The organism is Pseudomonas sp. NFPP04, assembly GCF_900113815.1.
In the GTDB taxonomy this organism is placed as follows: domain Bacteria; phylum Pseudomonadota; class Gammaproteobacteria; order Pseudomonadales; family Pseudomonadaceae; genus Aquipseudomonas; species Aquipseudomonas extremorientalis.
The window spans coordinates 232,952-249,173 of record NZ_FOQS01000008.1 but is presented as its reverse complement, the minus strand read 5'-3'; the positions used below and the strand labels follow the sequence as shown (position 1 = coordinate 249,173).

Annotated in this window: 16 protein-coding genes and 2 pseudogenes; 7 read left to right on the top strand and 11 right to left on the bottom strand. The window is 62.2% G+C overall.

The window, feature by feature from the left end; all coding sequences use genetic code 11:
• From BM017_RS18780 to BM017_RS18770, 3 genes are read right to left on the bottom strand one after another with little or no spacing between them, the layout of a single operon-like run.
• Entirely contained in the window at positions 1–1,215 is a 1,215-nt protein-coding gene (locus BM017_RS18780; protein WP_092247062.1) for an RNA polymerase sigma factor, read from the bottom strand.
• A complete protein-coding gene (locus BM017_RS18775; RefSeq protein ID WP_092247060.1) occupies positions 1,212–1,556 on the bottom strand; it encodes a YciI family protein in 345 nt (114 codons plus the stop codon). Before BM017_RS18775 ends, BM017_RS18780 begins: the two co-directional genes overlap by 4 nt.
• A 42-nt stretch (positions 1,557–1,598) precedes the next feature.
• Entirely contained in the window at positions 1,599–2,018 is a 420-nt protein-coding gene (locus tag BM017_RS18770; protein WP_092247057.1) for a YybH family protein, read from the bottom strand.
• 149 nt (positions 2,019–2,167) lie between these two features.
• On the opposite strand from BM017_RS18770, the gene BM017_RS18765 reads away from it, so the two are divergent.
• The gene (locus BM017_RS18765; protein WP_092247054.1) at positions 2,168–2,668 is read left to right on the top strand and encodes a GNAT family N-acetyltransferase; all 501 of its coding nucleotides are present in this window, start codon (positions 2,168–2,170) and stop codon (positions 2,666–2,668) included.
• Positions 2,669–2,728: 60 nt separating this feature from the next.
• On the opposite strand, the gene BM017_RS18760 is transcribed toward BM017_RS18765, so the two are convergent.
• A complete protein-coding gene (locus tag BM017_RS18760) occupies positions 2,729–3,211 on the bottom strand; it encodes a GyrI-like domain-containing protein (protein WP_092247050.1) in 483 nt (160 codons plus the stop codon).
• Between the two features lie 196 nt (positions 3,212–3,407).
• On the opposite strand from BM017_RS18760, the gene alaC reads away from it, so the two are divergent.
• Positions 3,408–4,619: an alanine transaminase gene (alaC, locus tag BM017_RS18755; RefSeq protein WP_071489483.1), complete on the top strand. Its 1,212-nt coding sequence runs from the start codon at positions 3,408–3,410 to the stop codon at positions 4,617–4,619.
• Between the two features lie 76 nt (positions 4,620–4,695).
• Here the strand turns inward: alaC and BM017_RS18750 are convergent, their stop codons facing one another.
• Positions 4,696–6,048: a GntP family permease gene (locus BM017_RS18750; RefSeq protein ID WP_058423189.1), complete on the bottom strand. Its 1,353-nt coding sequence runs from the start codon at positions 6,046–6,048 to the stop codon at positions 4,696–4,698.
• Between the two features lie 84 nt (positions 6,049–6,132).
• Positions 6,133–6,666 carry a gluconokinase gene (locus tag BM017_RS18745; RefSeq protein ID WP_071489482.1) on the bottom strand — a complete coding sequence of 178 codons (534 nt, stop codon included), beginning with the start codon at positions 6,664–6,666 and terminating at the stop codon, positions 6,133–6,135.
• Positions 6,667–6,877: 211 nt separating this feature from the next.
• Here BM017_RS18745 and BM017_RS18740 point away from each other — a divergent pair, with 211 nt between their 5' ends.
• The 4 genes from BM017_RS18740 to BM017_RS18725 all read left to right on the top strand — a co-directional run bounded on the left by BM017_RS18740 (position 6,878) and on the right by BM017_RS18725 (position 10,742).
• Positions 6,878–7,909 (top strand): HTH-type transcriptional regulator GntR, encoded by a 1,032-nt coding sequence (locus tag BM017_RS18740; RefSeq protein WP_170856098.1) that lies wholly within the window; start codon positions 6,878–6,880, stop codon positions 7,907–7,909.
• Positions 7,910–7,991: 82 nt separating this feature from the next.
• Positions 7,992–8,624: a glutathione S-transferase family protein gene (locus tag BM017_RS18735; protein ID WP_092247047.1), complete on the top strand. Its 633-nt coding sequence runs from the start codon at positions 7,992–7,994 to the stop codon at positions 8,622–8,624.
• A gap of 77 nt (positions 8,625–8,701) precedes the next feature.
• Positions 8,702–10,111 carry an MFS transporter gene (locus BM017_RS18730; protein WP_092247044.1) on the top strand — a complete coding sequence of 470 codons (1,410 nt, stop codon included), beginning with the start codon at positions 8,702–8,704 and terminating at the stop codon, positions 10,109–10,111.
• 133 nt (positions 10,112–10,244) lie between these two features.
• Positions 10,245–10,742 (top strand): hypothetical protein, encoded by a 498-nt coding sequence (locus BM017_RS18725; protein WP_071489477.1) that lies wholly within the window; start codon positions 10,245–10,247, stop codon positions 10,740–10,742.
• 39 nt (positions 10,743–10,781) lie between these two features.
• On the opposite strand, the pseudogene BM017_RS29705 reads toward BM017_RS18725, so the two are convergent.
• From BM017_RS29705 to BM017_RS18715, 3 genes and pseudogenes are all read right to left on the bottom strand, one after another.
• Positions 10,782–11,183 (bottom strand): annotated as a pseudogene (locus BM017_RS29705) (methyl-accepting chemotaxis protein); the annotation flags it as partial.
• A 141-nt stretch (positions 11,184–11,324) separates the two neighbouring features.
• A pseudogene (locus BM017_RS29700) lies at positions 11,325–12,101 on the bottom strand (PAS domain-containing protein); the annotation flags it as partial.
• 150 nt (positions 12,102–12,251) lie between these two features.
• Complete coding sequence (locus tag BM017_RS18715; RefSeq protein ID WP_092247039.1) at positions 12,252–13,121, bottom strand: LysR family transcriptional regulator; 870 nt, start codon at positions 13,119–13,121, stop codon at positions 12,252–12,254.
• A gap of 96 nt (positions 13,122–13,217) precedes the next feature.
• On the opposite strand from BM017_RS18715, the gene gstA reads away from it, so the two are divergent.
• Complete coding sequence (gene gstA, locus BM017_RS18710; protein ID WP_092247036.1) at positions 13,218–13,820, top strand: glutathione transferase GstA; 603 nt, start codon at positions 13,218–13,220, stop codon at positions 13,818–13,820.
• Here gstA and BM017_RS18705 read toward each other — a convergent pair.
• Positions 13,760–15,190 (bottom strand): aromatic amino acid lyase, encoded by a 1,431-nt coding sequence (locus BM017_RS18705; protein WP_092247033.1) that lies wholly within the window; start codon positions 15,188–15,190, stop codon positions 13,760–13,762. The genes gstA and BM017_RS18705 overlap by 61 nt on opposite strands.
• Positions 15,187–16,191, bottom strand: a complete 1,005-nt coding sequence (locus tag BM017_RS18700) for an ornithine cyclodeaminase family protein (RefSeq protein WP_092247030.1) — start codon at positions 16,189–16,191, stop codon at positions 15,187–15,189. The genes BM017_RS18705 and BM017_RS18700 overlap by 4 nt, the downstream gene beginning before the upstream one ends.
• Positions 16,192–16,222 lie beyond the last annotated feature (31 nt).

Sequence of the window (16,222 nt, the reverse complement as noted above, 5' to 3'; positions counted from 1 at the left end):
CTACAGGTTTTGCAAACGTTGTTCGAGGAAACGTCGTTCCGGGCCCTGCTGGGTCAGCGACTGGGCTTTTGCGTAGGCGGCGCGCGCCTCTTCGACGCGCCCCAGTTGCCGGCAGAACTCCCCCCGCGCCGAATGCACCAAGTGGTAATCCAGCAACTCGCCGCGTGCCAGAATGCCCTCCACCTGCTGCAACCCCGCCAACGGCCCATCGCGCATGGCCAGGGCTACGGCGCGGTTCAGTTCGATCACCGGTGACGGCACGGCCCTGAGCAATACATCGTAGAGCCCGACGATCTGCGGCCAGTCCGTCTCATCGGCACGCGCCGCTTCGGCATGCACCGCGGCGATGGCGGCCTGCAGGCAATACGGACCAAAGCGCCGTGTGCCCAGCGCGCGCTCGACCAGGGCACAACCTTCGGCAATCAACGAGGCGTCCCACAGCGAGCGATCCTGCTCAGCCAGCAGCACCAACTCACCCTCGGCCGAGGTGCGCGCCGGGCGGCGGGACTCGTGCAGCAGCATCAAGGCCAGCAGGCCCATGACTTCCGGTTCGGGCAGCAACTCCAGCAGCAGGCGCCCCAGGCGAATCGCTTCGCGGGTCAACTCCTCGCGGGTCAGGTCGGCACCGATGGACGCCGAATACCCCTCGTTGAACACCAGGTAAATCACCCGCAGCACCGCATCCAAACGCTCCGGCAGCGCGTCCTTGGACGGCACTTGATAAGGGATTTTCGCCTCGCGGATCTTGCCCTTGGCGCGCACGATGCGCTGGGCGATGGTCGCCGGCGTGGCCAGGAACGCCCGGGCGATTTCCTCGGTGGTGAGGTCGCAGATCTCACGCAGGGTCAGCGCCGCCTGGGCATCTGCCGCCAGTGCTGGGTGGCAGCAGGTGAAAATAAGGCGCAGGCGGTCGTCTTCCACGTCTTGATCGCTCCAGTCAGCCGCTTCCAGCGTGTCGGCCTGCTCCTGCAACAACGGGGTAAACCGCGCCTGGCGGCGCAGACGGTCGATGGCCTTGAAGCGCCCGGTCGACACCAGCCATGCCCTTGGGTTGGCTGGCACACCGTCCAGGGGCCAGCGCTGCACGGCGACGAAAAACGCGTCGTGCAGGGCTTCTTCGGCCAGGTCGAAGTCGCCCAGCAAGCGAATCAGCGTTGCGAGAACCCGACGTGATTCGCTGCGGTAAAGGGCATCGACCGAGGTTGTTGCAGTCACAGATTCAATTCACGCACGGGACGCACTTCTACACTGCCGACCCGGGCGGCCGGAATACCGCCAGCCACCTGGATCGCTTCGTTCAAGTCACGGGCCTCGATCAGGTAGAAGCCGGCGAGCTGTTCCTTGGTTTCGGCAAACGGCCCGTCGGTGATCGACAGCTTGCCATTGCGCATGCGCACGGTGGTGGCGGTGCTCACCGACGCCAACGGCTCGGCGGCCAGCATGCGACCGCTGGCCTGCACGGACTGCGCGTAGGCGAAGCACTCCGGGTCGGCGGGGCTGTCCGGCGAGGTGTGCAGCACCTGTTCGTTGCTGTAGATCAGGCACAGGTATTTCATGGCGTTCTCCGTTTTCGGATTACTGACTATAGATCGCGCAGGTCAAGGTTTCAGGTCGAACAGACCGGCACCGGTTTCCATGTCAAAAGGCGCGGACCAGTGCTCATGCACCACCTTCCAATGCCCGTTGATGCGCTGGTAACCGGCGCTGACCCGCATCCAGCACGTCTTGAGCACGCCATCCGGCCCGGCGCCACCACAGTGGGCGAGCCAGTGGGCAAAGGCGCTGTCTTCTCCGGCTACGATATGCAGCTCATGAAAGTCGAAAATGCCGGGGCCGGGACAGAACTCCATGCAGGCCTTCCAGTGCGCCTGGTAGGCGGCCTTGCCTTTGAATTGCAGGGCGCCAACGGCGTCGAACGCGACGATATCCTCGGCATAAAAGCTGACAATCTTGTCGACATCCTTGGCGGTGACAGCTTGCTTCCATTGTTCGATCAGGGTGTTGATGGCAGTGCTCATGGCGATACTCCTCGGGTTGGAAAACATCACGGAAGACACCCTTGGTCGAATGGCCCGCCGACAAATCGACACCCCGCTGAAAAATAATTTCGCCCTCGGCAAACCCGCTAGAATCCACGCCTCTTTGTAGGATTTCGGATGCGCCACCGATGGAAACCCGCCTCGCCGCCTATGAGACGCTGAGCCTTGTGCAGAAACAGCAACTCGACACCCTGCAAGTGCATCCCGAGCAACTGCCGTATTCCGGCGATATCTACTGTGCGCTGAACAGCCTGCTGGTCAACCCCAGCCCCGGCGCCATCAAGGGCTTCGCCCTGCTCTCCGACGAAATACCGGTGGCCTTCCTGCTGCTCAAACGCCCACCGTGCCTGCCCCATTGGGCCGATGAGCACAGCGCGACCTTGCATGCGTTGCAGGTCGATCGGCATCAACAAGGGCGCGGGTTCGGCAAGGCGTGCTTGCAGGCGCTGCCGGCGGCGGCATTGGCTGCGTGGCCGCAGATCAGGGGCCTGGAGTTGTCGGTGGACGCGGACAATGTGGCGGCGATGGGGTTGTATCTGTCGGCTGGTTGGGTCGATAGCGGGGAGGCGTATAAAGGGCGGATCGGGTATGAGCGCAGATTGAAGAGGGTGTTTAACCCAGCCCTTTGATGTCACGTAAACATGACTTTCAGACGTTAATGTCCTGTTTACGTGACATCGGCGAGTGCTTCAGCCTCTTTCGCCCACCGGCAACCAGATCTCCACCGTCCCGGTGCCCTTACGCGCATCAAAATCCTCGCTGTAGCGTTCGAAATCCGCACCCATCACCTTGTAGCCCGAGTGCGGCAGCCACTCGAACATGATGCGTTCGTACGTCTGTTCCAGCGCCTGCACCGGCCCGTAATGCGGGAACACGGCATAGTTGAGCGGCGGAATTTCGATGTATTCAAAGTTGCTCGGCACGTCGCCCTTGTTGGGGACTTCGACACCCGCCATGTAGTCGAATTCGCCATGGTTGGGGTTATGGCAAACGCCATAGGTCACACCGCCGACGCGCTTCCTGATGTCCTTGATGCAGGTGTCGAACAATTCCCACAGCTTGGGGATATCGCCCACGGTGGCCTTCGAATAACGCCCTTGTACACCGGCAATCACCAGGGCCTTGCCTGCTTCCATGCGTGGCTCCAACGGTTGTTTTGTCTGCTGATCCATACGAACAGTCTCCTTCTTATGAGGGAACAAACCCGTATCGAGTATAGGGGCATATCCACGCGCTACTCCATGCAGAAAATTTTCCTACGCATCTGGACAACTGGCCATCATCGACCGTATTGTCTGCCCCGCAGGCCACCGCAGTGGCCGACGTCGCTCGGACGGTTCCGGGCGCTTACGTACTCTCGAGGCAACAATGGCCGACCAAGGTTCGCCGCGCCGCTTTGCGCGCATAGATCGACTCCCCCCGTATGTTTTCAATATCACTGCCGAGCTGAAGATGGCTGCGCGTCGGCGCGGCGAAGACATCATCGACTTGAGCATGGGTAACCCTGACGGCGCCACGCCTGCCCACATCGTGGAGAAAATGGTCACCGTCGCCCAGCGTGAAGACACCCACGGCTACTCCACCTCCAAAGGCATTCCGCGTCTGCGCCGGGCGATTTCGCGCTGGTACAAGGACCGCTATGAAGTGGACATCGACCCCGAGTCGGAAGCCATCGTCACCATCGGTTCCAAGGAAGGCCTGGCGCACTTGATGCTCGCCACTCTGGACCAGGGCGACACGGTGCTGGTGCCCAACCCGAGCTATCCGATCCACATCTACGGTGCGGTGATTGCCGGTGCCCAGGTGCGTTCAGTGCCGCTGGTGCCTGGCGTGGACTTCTTCGCTGAGCTGGAACGGGCGATTCGCGGCTCGATCCCCAAGCCGAAAATGATGATCCTCGGTTTCCCGTCCAACCCTACCGCGCAGTGCGTGGAACTGGACTTCTTCGAACGCGTGATCGCCCTGGCCAAGCAGTACGACGTGCTGGTGGTGCATGACCTGGCCTACGCCGACATCGTCTACGACGGCTGGAAAGCCCCGTCGATCATGCAAGTGCCTGGCGCCAAGGACATTGCGGTGGAGTTTTTCACCCTGTCCAAGAGCTACAACATGGCCGGCTGGCGCATCGGATTCATGGTGGGTAACCCGGAGCTGGTCAACGCCCTGGCGCGGATCAAGAGCTACCACGACTACGGCACCTTTACCCCGCTGCAAGTCGCCGCGATTGCTGCATTGGAAGGCGACCAACAGTGCGTGAAGGACATCGCCGAGCAGTACCGCCAGCGCCGCAATGTGCTGGTCAAGGGCCTGCATGAGCTGGGCTGGATGGTGGAGAACCCCAAGGCGTCGATGTACGTCTGGGCCAAGATTCCCGAGCAGTATGCCGCCCTGGGCTCGCTGGAATTTGCCAAGAAACTGCTGCTGGAGGCGAAGGTATGTGTGTCGCCCGGGATTGGATTTGGCGAGTATGGCGATGATCACGTGCGCTTTGCGCTGATCGAGAACCAGGACCGGATCCGCCAGGCAGTGCGCGGGATTCGCGGGATGTTCCGGGCGGATGGCCTGGTCACCAAAGCCTGACCGGATCCACCTGTAGAACTGCAGTCAAAACTGTGGGAGGGGCTTGCCCCCTCCCACATTTGTTCCATGGTGTGGCTTAGACCACCAACGACAGCAGCATGATGAAGATCAGCGCGACCACCGACAGAATGGTCTCCATCGCCGTCCACGTCTTGAACGTCTCGGCCACGGTCATGTTGAAGTACTGCTTCACCAGCCAGAACCCCGCATCGTTGACGTGAGACAGGATCAACGAGCCCGCCCCCGTCGCCAGCACCAGCAGCTCACGGTTAACCCCCGGAATCATCCCCACCACCGGCACCACGATACCCGCGCCGGTAATGGTCGCGACGGTAGCCGAACCGGTCGCCACACGGATCACCGCCGCCACCAGCCACGCCAGCAGGATCGGGTTGATCTGCGCGTTCACCGCCATGTGGCCGATCACATCGCCCACGCCGCTGGTCACCAGCATCTGCTTGAAGCCACCACCGGCACCGATGATCAGGATGATCGCGGCGGTCGGCGCGAGGCTGGCGTCGAGCAGCTTGAGGATCTGCTTGGAGTGGATGCCCTGGCGATGGCCAAAGGTGTACAGCGACAGCAGCAACGCCAGCAGCAAGGCGGTGATCGGGTGACCGATCATGTCCATCCAGTTGCGTACCACGTTGCCTTCGGCAAACGCGATGTCGGCGAAGGTTTTCAGCAGCATCAGGAACACCGGCAGCAGCACGGTGACCAGGGTAATGCCGAAGCTCGGCAGGTCTTTGTTCTCAGGCTCGCGGGCCAGTTGATCGACCAGTTCCTGGGACGGGTTGCCCGGGATGTACTTGGCGATGAACGTACCGAAGATCGGGCCGGCGATGATCGCTGTCGGCAGTGCGACGATCAGGCCGTAGAGAATGGTCTTGCCGATGTCCGCGCCAAACACGCCGATGGCCAGCAGTGGGCCCGGGTGCGGAGGCACCAGGCCGTGTACCGCCGACAGGCCGGCCAGCAACGGGATGCCGATCTTGATCAGCGACACACCGGTACGGCGCGCGACGATGAACACCAGCGGGATCAACAGCACGAAGCCGATCTCGAAGAACAGCGGGATGCCCACCAGGAACGCGGCGAACATCATGGCCCACTGGACCTTCTCTTTGCCGAAGGCGCGGATCAGGGTCTGGGCGATCTGATCGGCACCGCCGGATTCGGCCATCATCTTGCCGAGCATCGTACCGAGCGCGAGGATGATGCCGACAAAGCCGAGCACTCCGCCGAAGCCGTCCTGGAACGCCTTGATGATCTTGTCCACGGGCATGCCCGAGGTCAGGCCGAGGAAGCCGGCCGCGATGATCAGTGCAATGAACGGGTGCACCTTGAACTTGGTGATCAGAACGATCAACCCGATGATGGTAACCACTGCGTCTAGCAGCAGGTAGGACTCGTGGGACATGCCAAACATGGGGGGTCTCTCCTGTTTGTTGTTGTTATTAAAGCGGGTGTTGAATTTCCTGCCGGGGACAGCGCTATCTTTTCCGGCAAAAAATCAATGGGTTGGTTCAAAGCCGTGTTGCAGCCACCAGGCATTGGTCTGCTCGGCCAACTGCTCGACGCTGTCTTCGCTGGCATTGAGGGCCAGGGTCAGCGGCTCGCCCTTGGGCGATTCAAGGGTGGCGAACTGGCTGTCTATGAGGCTGGCCGGCATGAAATGCCCGGGGCGATGGGACACACGGTCGGCGGCCACTTCACGGGTCAGTTCCAGGAACACAAAACCCAGGCCCGGGGCGGCTTCGCGCAGGTGGTCGCGGTATTTCTTCTTGAGGGCGGAACAGGTGAGCACGGGATGCTCGCCCGCCTTGAGCGAACGGCGCAGTTCATCGCACAGGATGTCGAGCCAGCCGGCGCGGTCGTCGTCGTTGAGGGGGTGGCCGGCGCTCATCTTTTCGATGTTGGCGGCGGGGTGAAAGCTGTCGCCTTCGATCGCGGTGGCGCCGTTCAGGCGGCACAGGGCCTCGCTGACACTGGTCTTGCCACAGCCGGCGACACCCATGATGACCAGGGCGGTAACAGGTTGACTCATGAAACACCTCAGGACGCAGATAGCGCTACCTTTGCACGCTGTAAGGCTAGTGCAAAAACAGGCTTTCCCGCGCCGTCTTGTCATTTTTATGGAGTGACGCGTGCATCCTCTCCAATCATTTGAACCGGATCAGGCAACCCAGCGTTCAAGCATTTGCAGCTACTTGGAGACAGCGCTACCTTAGTGCCTCGATTTTTGTTTGGCAAGCCGCCTGATGACCTCCAAGAACGATAAAAAAATGCGCACCACGGGTCGCCCGACCCTTAACGAAGTCGCCCGCCTGGCCGGCGTCAGCCCGATTACCGCCTCCCGCGCCCTGCGCGGCATCAGTACCGTCGCCACCGAACTGGTGGAGAAAGTACAGCAGGCCGCCGCCGCACTGAACTATGTGGTCAACCCCGCCGCCCGCGCCCTGGCCTCGGCCCAGAGCCATTCGGTGGTGGTGTTGGTGCCGTCGTTGTCCAACCTGCTGTTTATCGAAACCCTCGAAGCCATCCACCAGGTTCTGCGGCCCAAGGGCTTCGAAGTGCTGATCGGCAATTCCCACTATTCCCGCGACGAAGAAGAAAACCTGTTGCGCAACTACATGGCCTATCAGCCACGGGGTTTGTTGCTGACCGGCTTTGATCGCACCGAAAGCGCCCGACGAATGGTCGAGGCCAGCAATGTGCCTTGCGTGTACATGATGGACCTGGACCCCAACGCCGGGGTGAACTGCGTGGGTTTCTCGCAACTGGCGGCGGGTGAGACAGCGGCGGCGCACTTGCTGTCCCGTGGGCGCAAGCGCCTGGCGTATATCGGCGCGCAACTGGACCAACGCACGCTGCTGCGCGGTGAAGGTTTCCGCCGGGCGCTGCAACAGGCCGGCCTGTACGACCCGGCGCTGGAACTACTGACGCCGCGCCCTTCCTCAGTCGGCCTGGGAGGTGAATTGTTCCTGCAGTTGCTGGCAACCCATCCGGACGTGGATGCGATCTTTTTCGGCAACGACGACCTGGCCCAGGGCGCCCTGCTGGAGGCCATGCGCCATGGCATCAAGGTGCCGGAGCGCGTGGCTGTGCTGGGCTTCAACGATTTACCGGCGTCGTCGTTCATGGTGCCGCGCCTGAGCAGTATCAGTACACCAAGGGAAGCGATTGGTCGGCGGGCGGCGGAGCATCTGCTGACGATCATGGCAGGCAGCAAGATCGCCAAGCCGGTGGTGGATATGGGCTTTGAATTGCAGATACGGGAAAGCACTTGACCTATGTGGTAGGGGCAACCCCCCTCCCACATTGCTATCACCCCTGCTAGATTGAGCCTTCTCCAAATGCCAGGGAAGCACCATGGGACACTCACTGAAAATCTTGGGCCGCACCTCTTCCATCAACGTGCGCAAAGTACTCTGGACCTGCCAGGAACTGGGCATCGACTACCAGCGCGAAGACTGGGGCATCGGCTTCAAGCCCACTCAATCCGCTGAGTTCCTCGCCCTGAACCCCAACGCCCAGGTGCCGGTGCTGATCGACGACCACGGCGTGCTGTGGGAGTCCAACACCATCTGCCGCTACCTCGTCGGCCTCTACCAACGCCACGACCTGCTCCCCGCCGAACCCGCGCCACGGGCACGCGTGGAACAATGGATGGACTGGCAAGCCACCGAACTCAACCCGTCGTGGGGTTATGCGTTCCATGCGCTGGTGCGCCAGAACCCGGACTACCAGGACCCGCAGCGCATCCAGGCTGGCGTGCAAGCGTGGAATGACAAGATGGGCCTGCTCGAACAGCAGTTGCTCAAGACCGACGCCTACGTCGCGGGCGATGAGTTCACCCTGGCCGACATCCTCATCGGCCTCTCGGTGCACCGCTGGCGCAACGCCCCACTGGCGCATCCCGACTATCCTGCGGTGCAAGCGTATTACCAGCGCCTCAGCCAGCGCTCCGGCTTCAAAACCTTTGCCCTCGACGGCCATAACTGAGCACGCTGCGAGAGAAAGCATCCCCAGGATGGCGCGTTTCAAACAGTCGAGATTCCGATCACTTATTGAGTTTTCCCATGCCCGTACTCTCTAGCACCGACGGCATCGACCCGATCCGCGCCGCCCACATCAGCGCACGCATTGACCGCCTGCCCGCCGTCGCCACCGTCTGGCGCCTGGTCGCGCTGCTGTCCATCGGTGGTTTTTTCGAGCTGTATGACCTGTTCCAGACCGCCTACATCAGCCCCGGCCTGATCAGCGACGGGATTTTCCACACCGGCAGCGAGGGTGTGTTCGGCTTCTCGGATCAGGCCGCCTTCGCCTCGGCGACCTTTCTCGGTCTGTTCCTTGGCGCCAGCCTGCTAAGCCCCATCGCCGACCGCTTCGGGCGCCGGGCGATCTTCACCTTTGCGTTGATCTGGTACACCGTCGCTACCGTGTTGATGGGGCTTCAAACGTCAGCGCTGGGCATCATCGGCATGCGTTTCCTGGTGGGGATCGGCCTGGGTATCGAACTGGTGACCATCGACGCCTACCTCTCGGAACTGGTGCCCAAGCGCATGCGCAGCTCGGCGTTTGCCTTTGCGTTTTTCATCCAGTTTCTGTCGGTGCCGGCGGTGGCATTGATGTCGTGGTGGTTGGTGCCGCAAGCGCCATTCGGCGTGTCGGGCTGGCGCTGGGTGGTGCTGAGCAGTGCGGTGTTTGCGCTGTTTATCTGGCAACTGCGCAAGCGCCTGCCAGAGTCACCGCGCTGGCTTGCGCAAAAGGGCCGCTTCGCAGAAGCGGGGACGATCATGGACAACCTGGAAGCACGCTGCCAGAAAGACCACGGCAAACCGCTGGACGAACCCGAGCCGCAAGCCGTCAGCGTGCAAGGCAGTGGCCGCTTTGCCGATATCTGGCAACCGCCGTACCGCCGCCGTGCGTTGATGCTGATCGTGTTTCATGTGTTCCAGGCCATCGGTTTCTTCGGCTTCGGCAATTGGTTGCCGGCGTTGCTGTCCGGCCAGGGCGTCAGCGTGACCCACAGTTTGCTCTACGCCTTCATCATCACCCTCGCCTACCCGTTGGGGCCGCTGCTGTTCGTGAAGGTCGCCAATCGCTTTGAAAACAAATGGCAAATCGTCGGATCGGCGCTGGGCGCGATGATCTTCGGCAGCCTGTTCGCCCTGCAAACCACGGCGGTGGGTCTGGTGATCTGCGGGGTGATGATCACCTTCTGCAACGCCTGGCTGAGCTTCAGCTACCACTCCTATCAGAGCGAGCTGTTCCCCACCAACATCCGCGCACGGGCGGTGGGTTTCTGTTACTCGTTCAGCCGTTTGTCCACCGTGTTCAGCAGCTTGTTGATCGGTTTTATCCTCGAGCATCTGGGCACGCCTGGAGTGTTGGCGTTCATTGCAAGCAGCATGCTGATCGTGATGATCACCATCAGTTGGTTCGGGCCGCGTACGCGGAACCTGGCGCTGGAACACATCGCCCATTGACGGCAACGGCTGGCCGCCGGCAGGACAACCCTTGCCGCGCAGGCCACGCCATCCCCAATAAAACCGGGCACTTCACGCCCGGCACGCTATTTGCTCCACCTGTGGCACCGCACATTTCCACAGGTGACCGATCATGCTGGTTAACAACAACACCCAAGCCGTGTCGACCGTTCAACAGATCAAACGGCCCGACATGGACCCCGCCAACGCCGCCGCCAGCGCGCTGTACAGCGGTGCCCTGCAGGCCGCGCAGCAAAGCGTGACCGTGCCGGCCGCGCAGAAGGAACTGGACAAGGCCGCCGACCGCATCGACGAAGCCTTCGCCAAGACACGTGTGCAGTTGCAGACCAGCGCGGCGACCTCGGATGTGCCGGCTACCAGCGCCACCTCCGGCGCACGTGCCGAATTCACGGACTACATGAGCAAATCCCCGGCCGAGCGTATCCGCGAGCAATTGCTCAAGGAGCAGGGTTTGACCGAGGCGGATGTGCAGAACATGTCCCAGGAAAAGCAGGACGCTATTTCCAAGCAGGTGGCTGAACGCCTGAAGCAGCAGCAAGAACAGCAAGTAGCGGCGAAAACCGCTGAGCCGCAGGCGCAGACAGTCAAAGAAACCCTGGCTGCGATCTGACGCCATCCGCCCCTGCGGGAGCGAACGCGCTCCTGCAGGCTATTGCAGTTGCAATGTCGAGTTGAACTGCCCGATCGCATCCACCACATGCCGTGACCCTTCCTGGATTTCCAGGATCACCTGCCCCGCCTCATTCGCCAGTTCCACCCCCAGCCCCGTGCGGCTCAAGCTCGACTGCATGCTCGACACCGCGCTCAGCGACAGGTCGTGGTTCTTGCGCACCACATCGACAATCTCCACCGTCGCCTGGCTGGTACGTGCCGCGAGGCTGCGCACTTCATCGGCCACCACCGCAAAGCCGCGCCCATGCTCGCCCGCCCGCGCCGCTTCAATCGCCGCATTGAGCGCGAGCATATTGGTCTGTTCGGCAATACTGCGGATGGTCTGCACGATGCTGCCGATGATGTCCGATTGCTTGTTCACCGCATCAATGCTCTGCGCCGCCTGGTTCAGGTCGTTGGAAATTTCTTCAATGATCTGCACGGTCTGCTGCACCACCTCCGAGCCCTTGCGCGCGCAGACATCGTTTTGCACTGACGTCGCGTGAGCCGAGTCGGCGGCGTTGCGCAGGGTGGTGACCTGGTCGGTAATGTCGCTGGCGAACTTCACCACTTTGTACAGGCGCCCGCTGGCGTCGAAGATCGGGTTGTAGGACGCCTCCAGGAACAATGTCTTGCCGTATTTGTCTTTGCGCTCGAAACGGTGCGAGTGGTACTCGCCGCGGTTCAGGGACGCCCAGAACGCCTTGTAGGCTGGCGACTCGACGTCACGGCGATGGCAGAACAGGCTGTGGTGCTGGCCGACGATTTCATCCAGGGAGTACTGCACGGTTTTCAGGAAGTTTTCGTTGGCGTTGAGGATCTGGCCCTGGGGAGTGAACTCGATTACCGCCATGGAACGGCTAATGGCATCGATCAGGCTCTGGTTTTCATGTTCATGGTGAACCCGCGCGGAAATATCCGAAGCGACCTTGATCACGCTCTGCACGTGATTGTCCTTGTCCAGCACCGGCATGTAGCTGGCTTCGAGCCACACTTCCTGGCCGTGCTTGTTCAAGCGCATGAAGGTGCCGCTGAGCGCCTCGCCCCGCGCCAGGTCGTGCCATAGCTTGGCGTAGGCGTCGGTGTGGGTGTAAGCCTCGTCGCAAAAGATGCGGTGGTGTTTGCCACGGATGTCTTCAACGCCGTAGCCCATGGTTTTGCAGAAATTGTCGTTGGCGTCGAGGATCACGCCGCCAGGGTCGAATTCGATCATGGCCATGGAACGGCTGATGGCGGCGAGCTTGGCGTTGGATTCGGACAGGGCGCAGGAGAAACGTTCGATTTGCTGCAGGTCGGATTTGTGGTGGAGGTTGAACATGTTCGGATCACCCTTCAATTACCAGCGCCTGGCGGGGCGCATTCCATTCACGGATCGAATACAGTCGCAAACCATCCAAATCGCTTTATATACCAAGCGTCATCAACGGTTCTGGATGAGCATAGACAGGGCTTGGCACTCTGCAAGCCACTATTGAGCCAGCATTTCTAACAATGCACGGGCGGCGGCTGAAGGTGGACGATTTGGCGTACCGACCAAGGCAAACTCACGGTGCAGCGGCACCTTCAGTGCCATCACCCGCAGCCCCTTACGCTGGATGGGCAGGGCCATTTCCGGCACCAGCGTAACGCCAACCCCCTCGCGCACCAGGCTGAAGGCACTGTTCCATTCGCGCACTTCCACGCGGATATCCCGCAGGGTCAGCCCCGCTGCGGCCCCCAGGCTGCGGGCATTGGCGGTACAGCCACCGGTGGCCAGTACGAAAGGCTGCTCCAGTAACTCCTCGAGCGACACACACGCATCAGCCGGGCGTTGCGCCAGGGCATGGTTCGCTGGCAGCACGGCCATCCATAAGTCACGGCCCAACACGGTGGCATTGCGCTCGGGCGCGGGGTTGAGCACCACGCCCAGGTCGATGAGGCCGGTGTCGAGCAGGGTGAGTACTTCGTTGTCGGTGACATCCAGGGTGGTGACCTCGATGCCGGGATAGAGCTGCGCAAAACGTTGCAACGCGGGTGTCAGAAACGTCGCCAGCACCCTCGGGAAACTGGCGATGCGAATCGTCCCCCGCAGCATGGGCCTGGCTTCGTCCACGGTGCTGCGGATCGCCTGCAAGGCACCGAGCATCACCCGCGCCTGTTCGATCACACTCAAGCCCAACGCCGTAGGCAAGGTCTTGCGCGGTTCACGGGTGAACAGTTGCGCGCCCAGCGTCGCCTCCATGCCGGCCATGGCCTGGCTGGCAGCGGACTGGGTCATGCCTACCCGCTCGGCGGCGGCGGTGATGCTGCCGTGATCGGCCACGGCAACCAGCAGGCGCCAGTGCATCAGGTTCATCATGGCAGTAGCTGTCCTTATGGCAGGGGTCTGAAGGTTTAATTTTACGCACGGTGCCACGCCCGCGAGACTGGCGCAAATTCAACGGAGCTGCCCCAGATGAAACTGTATTTCTTCCCTCACGCCTGTTCCCTCGCCCCGCATATCGTGTTGCGCGAATTGGCGTTGCCGTTCGACCTGGTGCTGGTCGATAACCAGGCCAAGATCACCGCCGAGGGCGAGGACTTCCTGCAGATCAACCCCAAGGGCTACGTCGCCGCCCTGAAACTGGACAACGGCCAGGTACTGACCGAAGCCAGCGCGATCCTGCAATACCTCGCCGACCTGAAACCCGCCGCCGGCCTGGCCCCTGCCAATGGCAGCTGGGAGCGGGTGCGTTTGCAGGAATGGCTGAATTTTATCGCCACCGAGATTCATGGCGGCCTGGCGGTGTTCTTCAACGACGCGATCCAGGGCGACGTGCGCGCGCTGTTCGAAGCCACACTCTTCAAGCGTTTCGCGGTGCTGGTGCAAACGCTGGAGCGCCAGGATTACCTGCTGGGGTCGCACTACTCGGTGGCGGATGCCTACCTGTTCGTGGTGCTGCGCTGGGCCGCGTTTCACGCAATTGACCTGGGCCGGTGGCCGGCGCTGGCGGCGTTTCAGCAACGCGTGGGTGAGCGACCTGCGGTGGTTGCCGCATTGGCCGCTGAAAACCCATGAGTTGAGATGAAGCGGCTCAGCGCCAACACATCCACCGAGCCCGAGCGATCCTGATCCAGGTGCGCCACCTGGCTGCGCACCTCGGCATGGATCTGCCCGGAGCCCTGCCCCAATCGCAACGCACCCCGCAGGTCCACCGCCTGCGCCGCGACGATCAGTTCGATGCTGACCAGCCACACGACCCGCTCGACCAACCGCCGGGTCTTGTCGACCACCGCCAAGGCCTGCCCCGCATAGTCTTCGACACGATCCGCCACCGGCACGCTCACCGCCGGCAGCGGATTGGCCAAGTGTCCGATTTCCGCGACCAGCGCCGAACTGGTGCGCTGCAACGCGGCCATGCCGACATGACCTGGTTGAGTGATCAGGAAGCGCGGCAAGTCACTGGAGCCAGGCGAGAGCAACTTGGCGATGCGTTCTGCACTGCACGCCGCCACTCGATTCAGCGCCAGGCCCAGCCCTTCTGCGGCGAGTGCCAGATGCGTGCTGTCGAAATTCGCCGTGGCCAACACCAGCGCTTCCTCGCTGATCAACCCCGGGTTGTCCGCGCCGCTGCGCAGTTCCAGTTCGATCAGCTCATGCAACTGGTGCAACGCCTGCTGCGCCGCGCCCTGGACCACCGTGGCGCAGCGAAAGCTCAGTGGGTCTTGCAGGCGACGTGGGTTGTCCGCCAACTCGCCCCCCGCCAGCAAGCGCAACAGCGCCGCCGATTGCTCGGTTTGCCCCGGGGCCGGGCGCAGGCGTGAGGCCCATGGCTGGAACGCACTGAGATTGGCGCGGTAGCCTTCACACGACAACGCCAGCGCCGCGAGCACAGCCTCCAACGCCTGCTGCGCCTCAGCCACCAGCAACGCACCGAGCCCAACGCTGGCGGCATTCGCCGAGACCAGCGCCAAGCCATCCTTACCGGTCAAAGGCACCGCCAGCGCCAGGCTCAGGTGCGACAATGGCGCCAGGTCGCTTTCGCCCAGGGAACCCAGCAACGGCACCTCGGGCTCGACGCCCGAGTTGAGCAGGTCCAGCAATGCCTGCGCCGCTGCCGGTGAAATCCCCGAGCGACCCTGGGCCAACCCGGCCAGGCGCGTGGCGGTGATGGCGCGCAACTCCTGGCGATTGGCAAGGCGCCCCACCCCCACCGCACGCCCCAACGGAATGCTCGCCTGCACCGGCGCCACCGGCGTATCCACCGCCGCGCCAAGGCCGGTGTTGACGCCATAGATCGGCGTGCCGTCAGCCGCCAGTTTCACCAGCAGCCGATGGCCTTCGTCGATACGTTGACGTGCCGATTGACTGAAATCCGCCGGTATATCCTGCCGCGCAATCGCCAGCAAATCCGCCAGCACCAAGCCTTGGGGATCGAAGTGAATCATGCCCAGCGCAACCGCTGGCCGATGCCCAGGCGCCTGGATTTCTCCAGCAGCGCATGGCCCAATGCGATATCACTGAGGCTCAGCCCGCGATGCCAGAACAGGATGGTTTCCTCGGGGGTTTCCCGGCCATTCTTCAAGCCGGCCACGATCTGGCCCAACTCGGCATGCAGGGTCTCGGCGCTGAGTTTTCCTGCATCGACATGGGCACGCAACGAACCGAACAGACCGCCCTTGCACTGGCCCCAATCATCCACCACCAACTTGCTCATGATGTCGGTGAGCGACAGTTCCACCGCGCTCATGGTGCCGTAGGGCACCACGAAGGCGCCGGGTTTGATCCACTCGGTGCGCAGCAGCGGTTCGGGCTGGTCCAGGCGCGAGGCCTCGACGACGATGTCGGCACCACGCACGGCGGATTCCCAATCGCCGGTGACGATCACCGGCTTGCCCAGGTCCCGGCGCAGGCGTTCGGCAAAGGCCTCGCGGCTTTCACTGCGGCGCGAGTGCACGCGGATTTCGTCGAAGTCGAACAGGTGATCCAGCAGGCGCACGTTCCAGTAGGCCGTGCCGCGCGCGCCGATATGCGCCAGCACTTTACTGTCGGGTCGGGCCAGGTATTTGGCGCCGATGGCCGTGACCGCGCCGGTGCGCATATCGGTGATCGCCGAGGCATCCAGGATGGCCTTGGGAATGCCGGTGGCCGGGTCAAGCAGGTTGAGAATCGCCAGTTCCGAGGGCAGGCCCTTGCGATAGTTGTCGACAAAATCCCCTACCACCTTGACCCCGGCATAACCGATAGCGCCGCCAAGCACACCGCGCAGCACGTTGAAGTGGCCGTTGATCTCGCCACCGGGAATCAGGTGGGTACGCGGCTCGATCACCGCCTCGCCACGGCCCTGGATCGCCAGGCTGGCTTCGATGGCGCTAAGGATTTCATCGTTGGAGAGACCCAGTTCGTCGATGTCGAGGCCGTTGAGAAAATCGATGTAGATCGGTTGCATGGTCTGCTCACTGATTAAGGGCTTTTGTGGT

What these genes read in the sequence shown, in the direction of transcription:
- BM017_RS18735 (WP_092247047.1), top strand. Translation starts at nt 7,992, where the DNA reads ATGGGACACTCACTGAAAATCTTGGGCCGCACCTCTTCCATCAACGTG.
- BM017_RS18715 (WP_092247039.1), bottom strand. Translation starts at nt 13,121, where the DNA reads ATGATGAACCTGATGCACTGGCGCCTGCTGGTTGCCGTGGCCGATCAC.
- BM017_RS18730 (WP_092247044.1), top strand. Translation starts at nt 8,702, where the DNA reads ATGCCCGTACTCTCTAGCACCGACGGCATCGACCCGATCCGCGCCGCC.
- BM017_RS18775 (WP_092247060.1), bottom strand. Translation starts at nt 1,556, where the DNA reads ATGAAATACCTGTGCCTGATCTACAGCAACGAACAGGTGCTGCACACC.
- BM017_RS18765 (WP_092247054.1), top strand. Translation starts at nt 2,168, where the DNA reads ATGGAAACCCGCCTCGCCGCCTATGAGACGCTGAGCCTTGTGCAGAAA.
- gstA (WP_092247036.1), top strand. Translation starts at nt 13,218, where the DNA reads ATGAAACTGTATTTCTTCCCTCACGCCTGTTCCCTCGCCCCGCATATC.
- BM017_RS18725 (WP_071489477.1), top strand. Translation starts at nt 10,245, where the DNA reads ATGCTGGTTAACAACAACACCCAAGCCGTGTCGACCGTTCAACAGATC.
- alaC (WP_071489483.1), top strand. Translation starts at nt 3,408, where the DNA reads ATGGCCGACCAAGGTTCGCCGCGCCGCTTTGCGCGCATAGATCGACTC.
- BM017_RS18745 (WP_071489482.1), bottom strand. Translation starts at nt 6,666, where the DNA reads ATGAGTCAACCTGTTACCGCCCTGGTCATCATGGGTGTCGCCGGCTGT.
- BM017_RS18770 (WP_092247057.1), bottom strand. Translation starts at nt 2,018, where the DNA reads ATGAGCACTGCCATCAACACCCTGATCGAACAATGGAAGCAAGCTGTC.
- BM017_RS18750 (WP_058423189.1), bottom strand. Translation starts at nt 6,048, where the DNA reads ATGTTTGGCATGTCCCACGAGTCCTACCTGCTGCTAGACGCAGTGGTT.
- BM017_RS18700 (WP_092247030.1), bottom strand. Translation starts at nt 16,191, where the DNA reads ATGCAACCGATCTACATCGATTTTCTCAACGGCCTCGACATCGACGAA.
- BM017_RS18705 (WP_092247033.1), bottom strand. Translation starts at nt 15,190, where the DNA reads ATGATTCACTTCGATCCCCAAGGCTTGGTGCTGGCGGATTTGCTGGCG.
- BM017_RS18760 (WP_092247050.1), bottom strand. Translation starts at nt 3,211, where the DNA reads ATGGATCAGCAGACAAAACAACCGTTGGAGCCACGCATGGAAGCAGGC.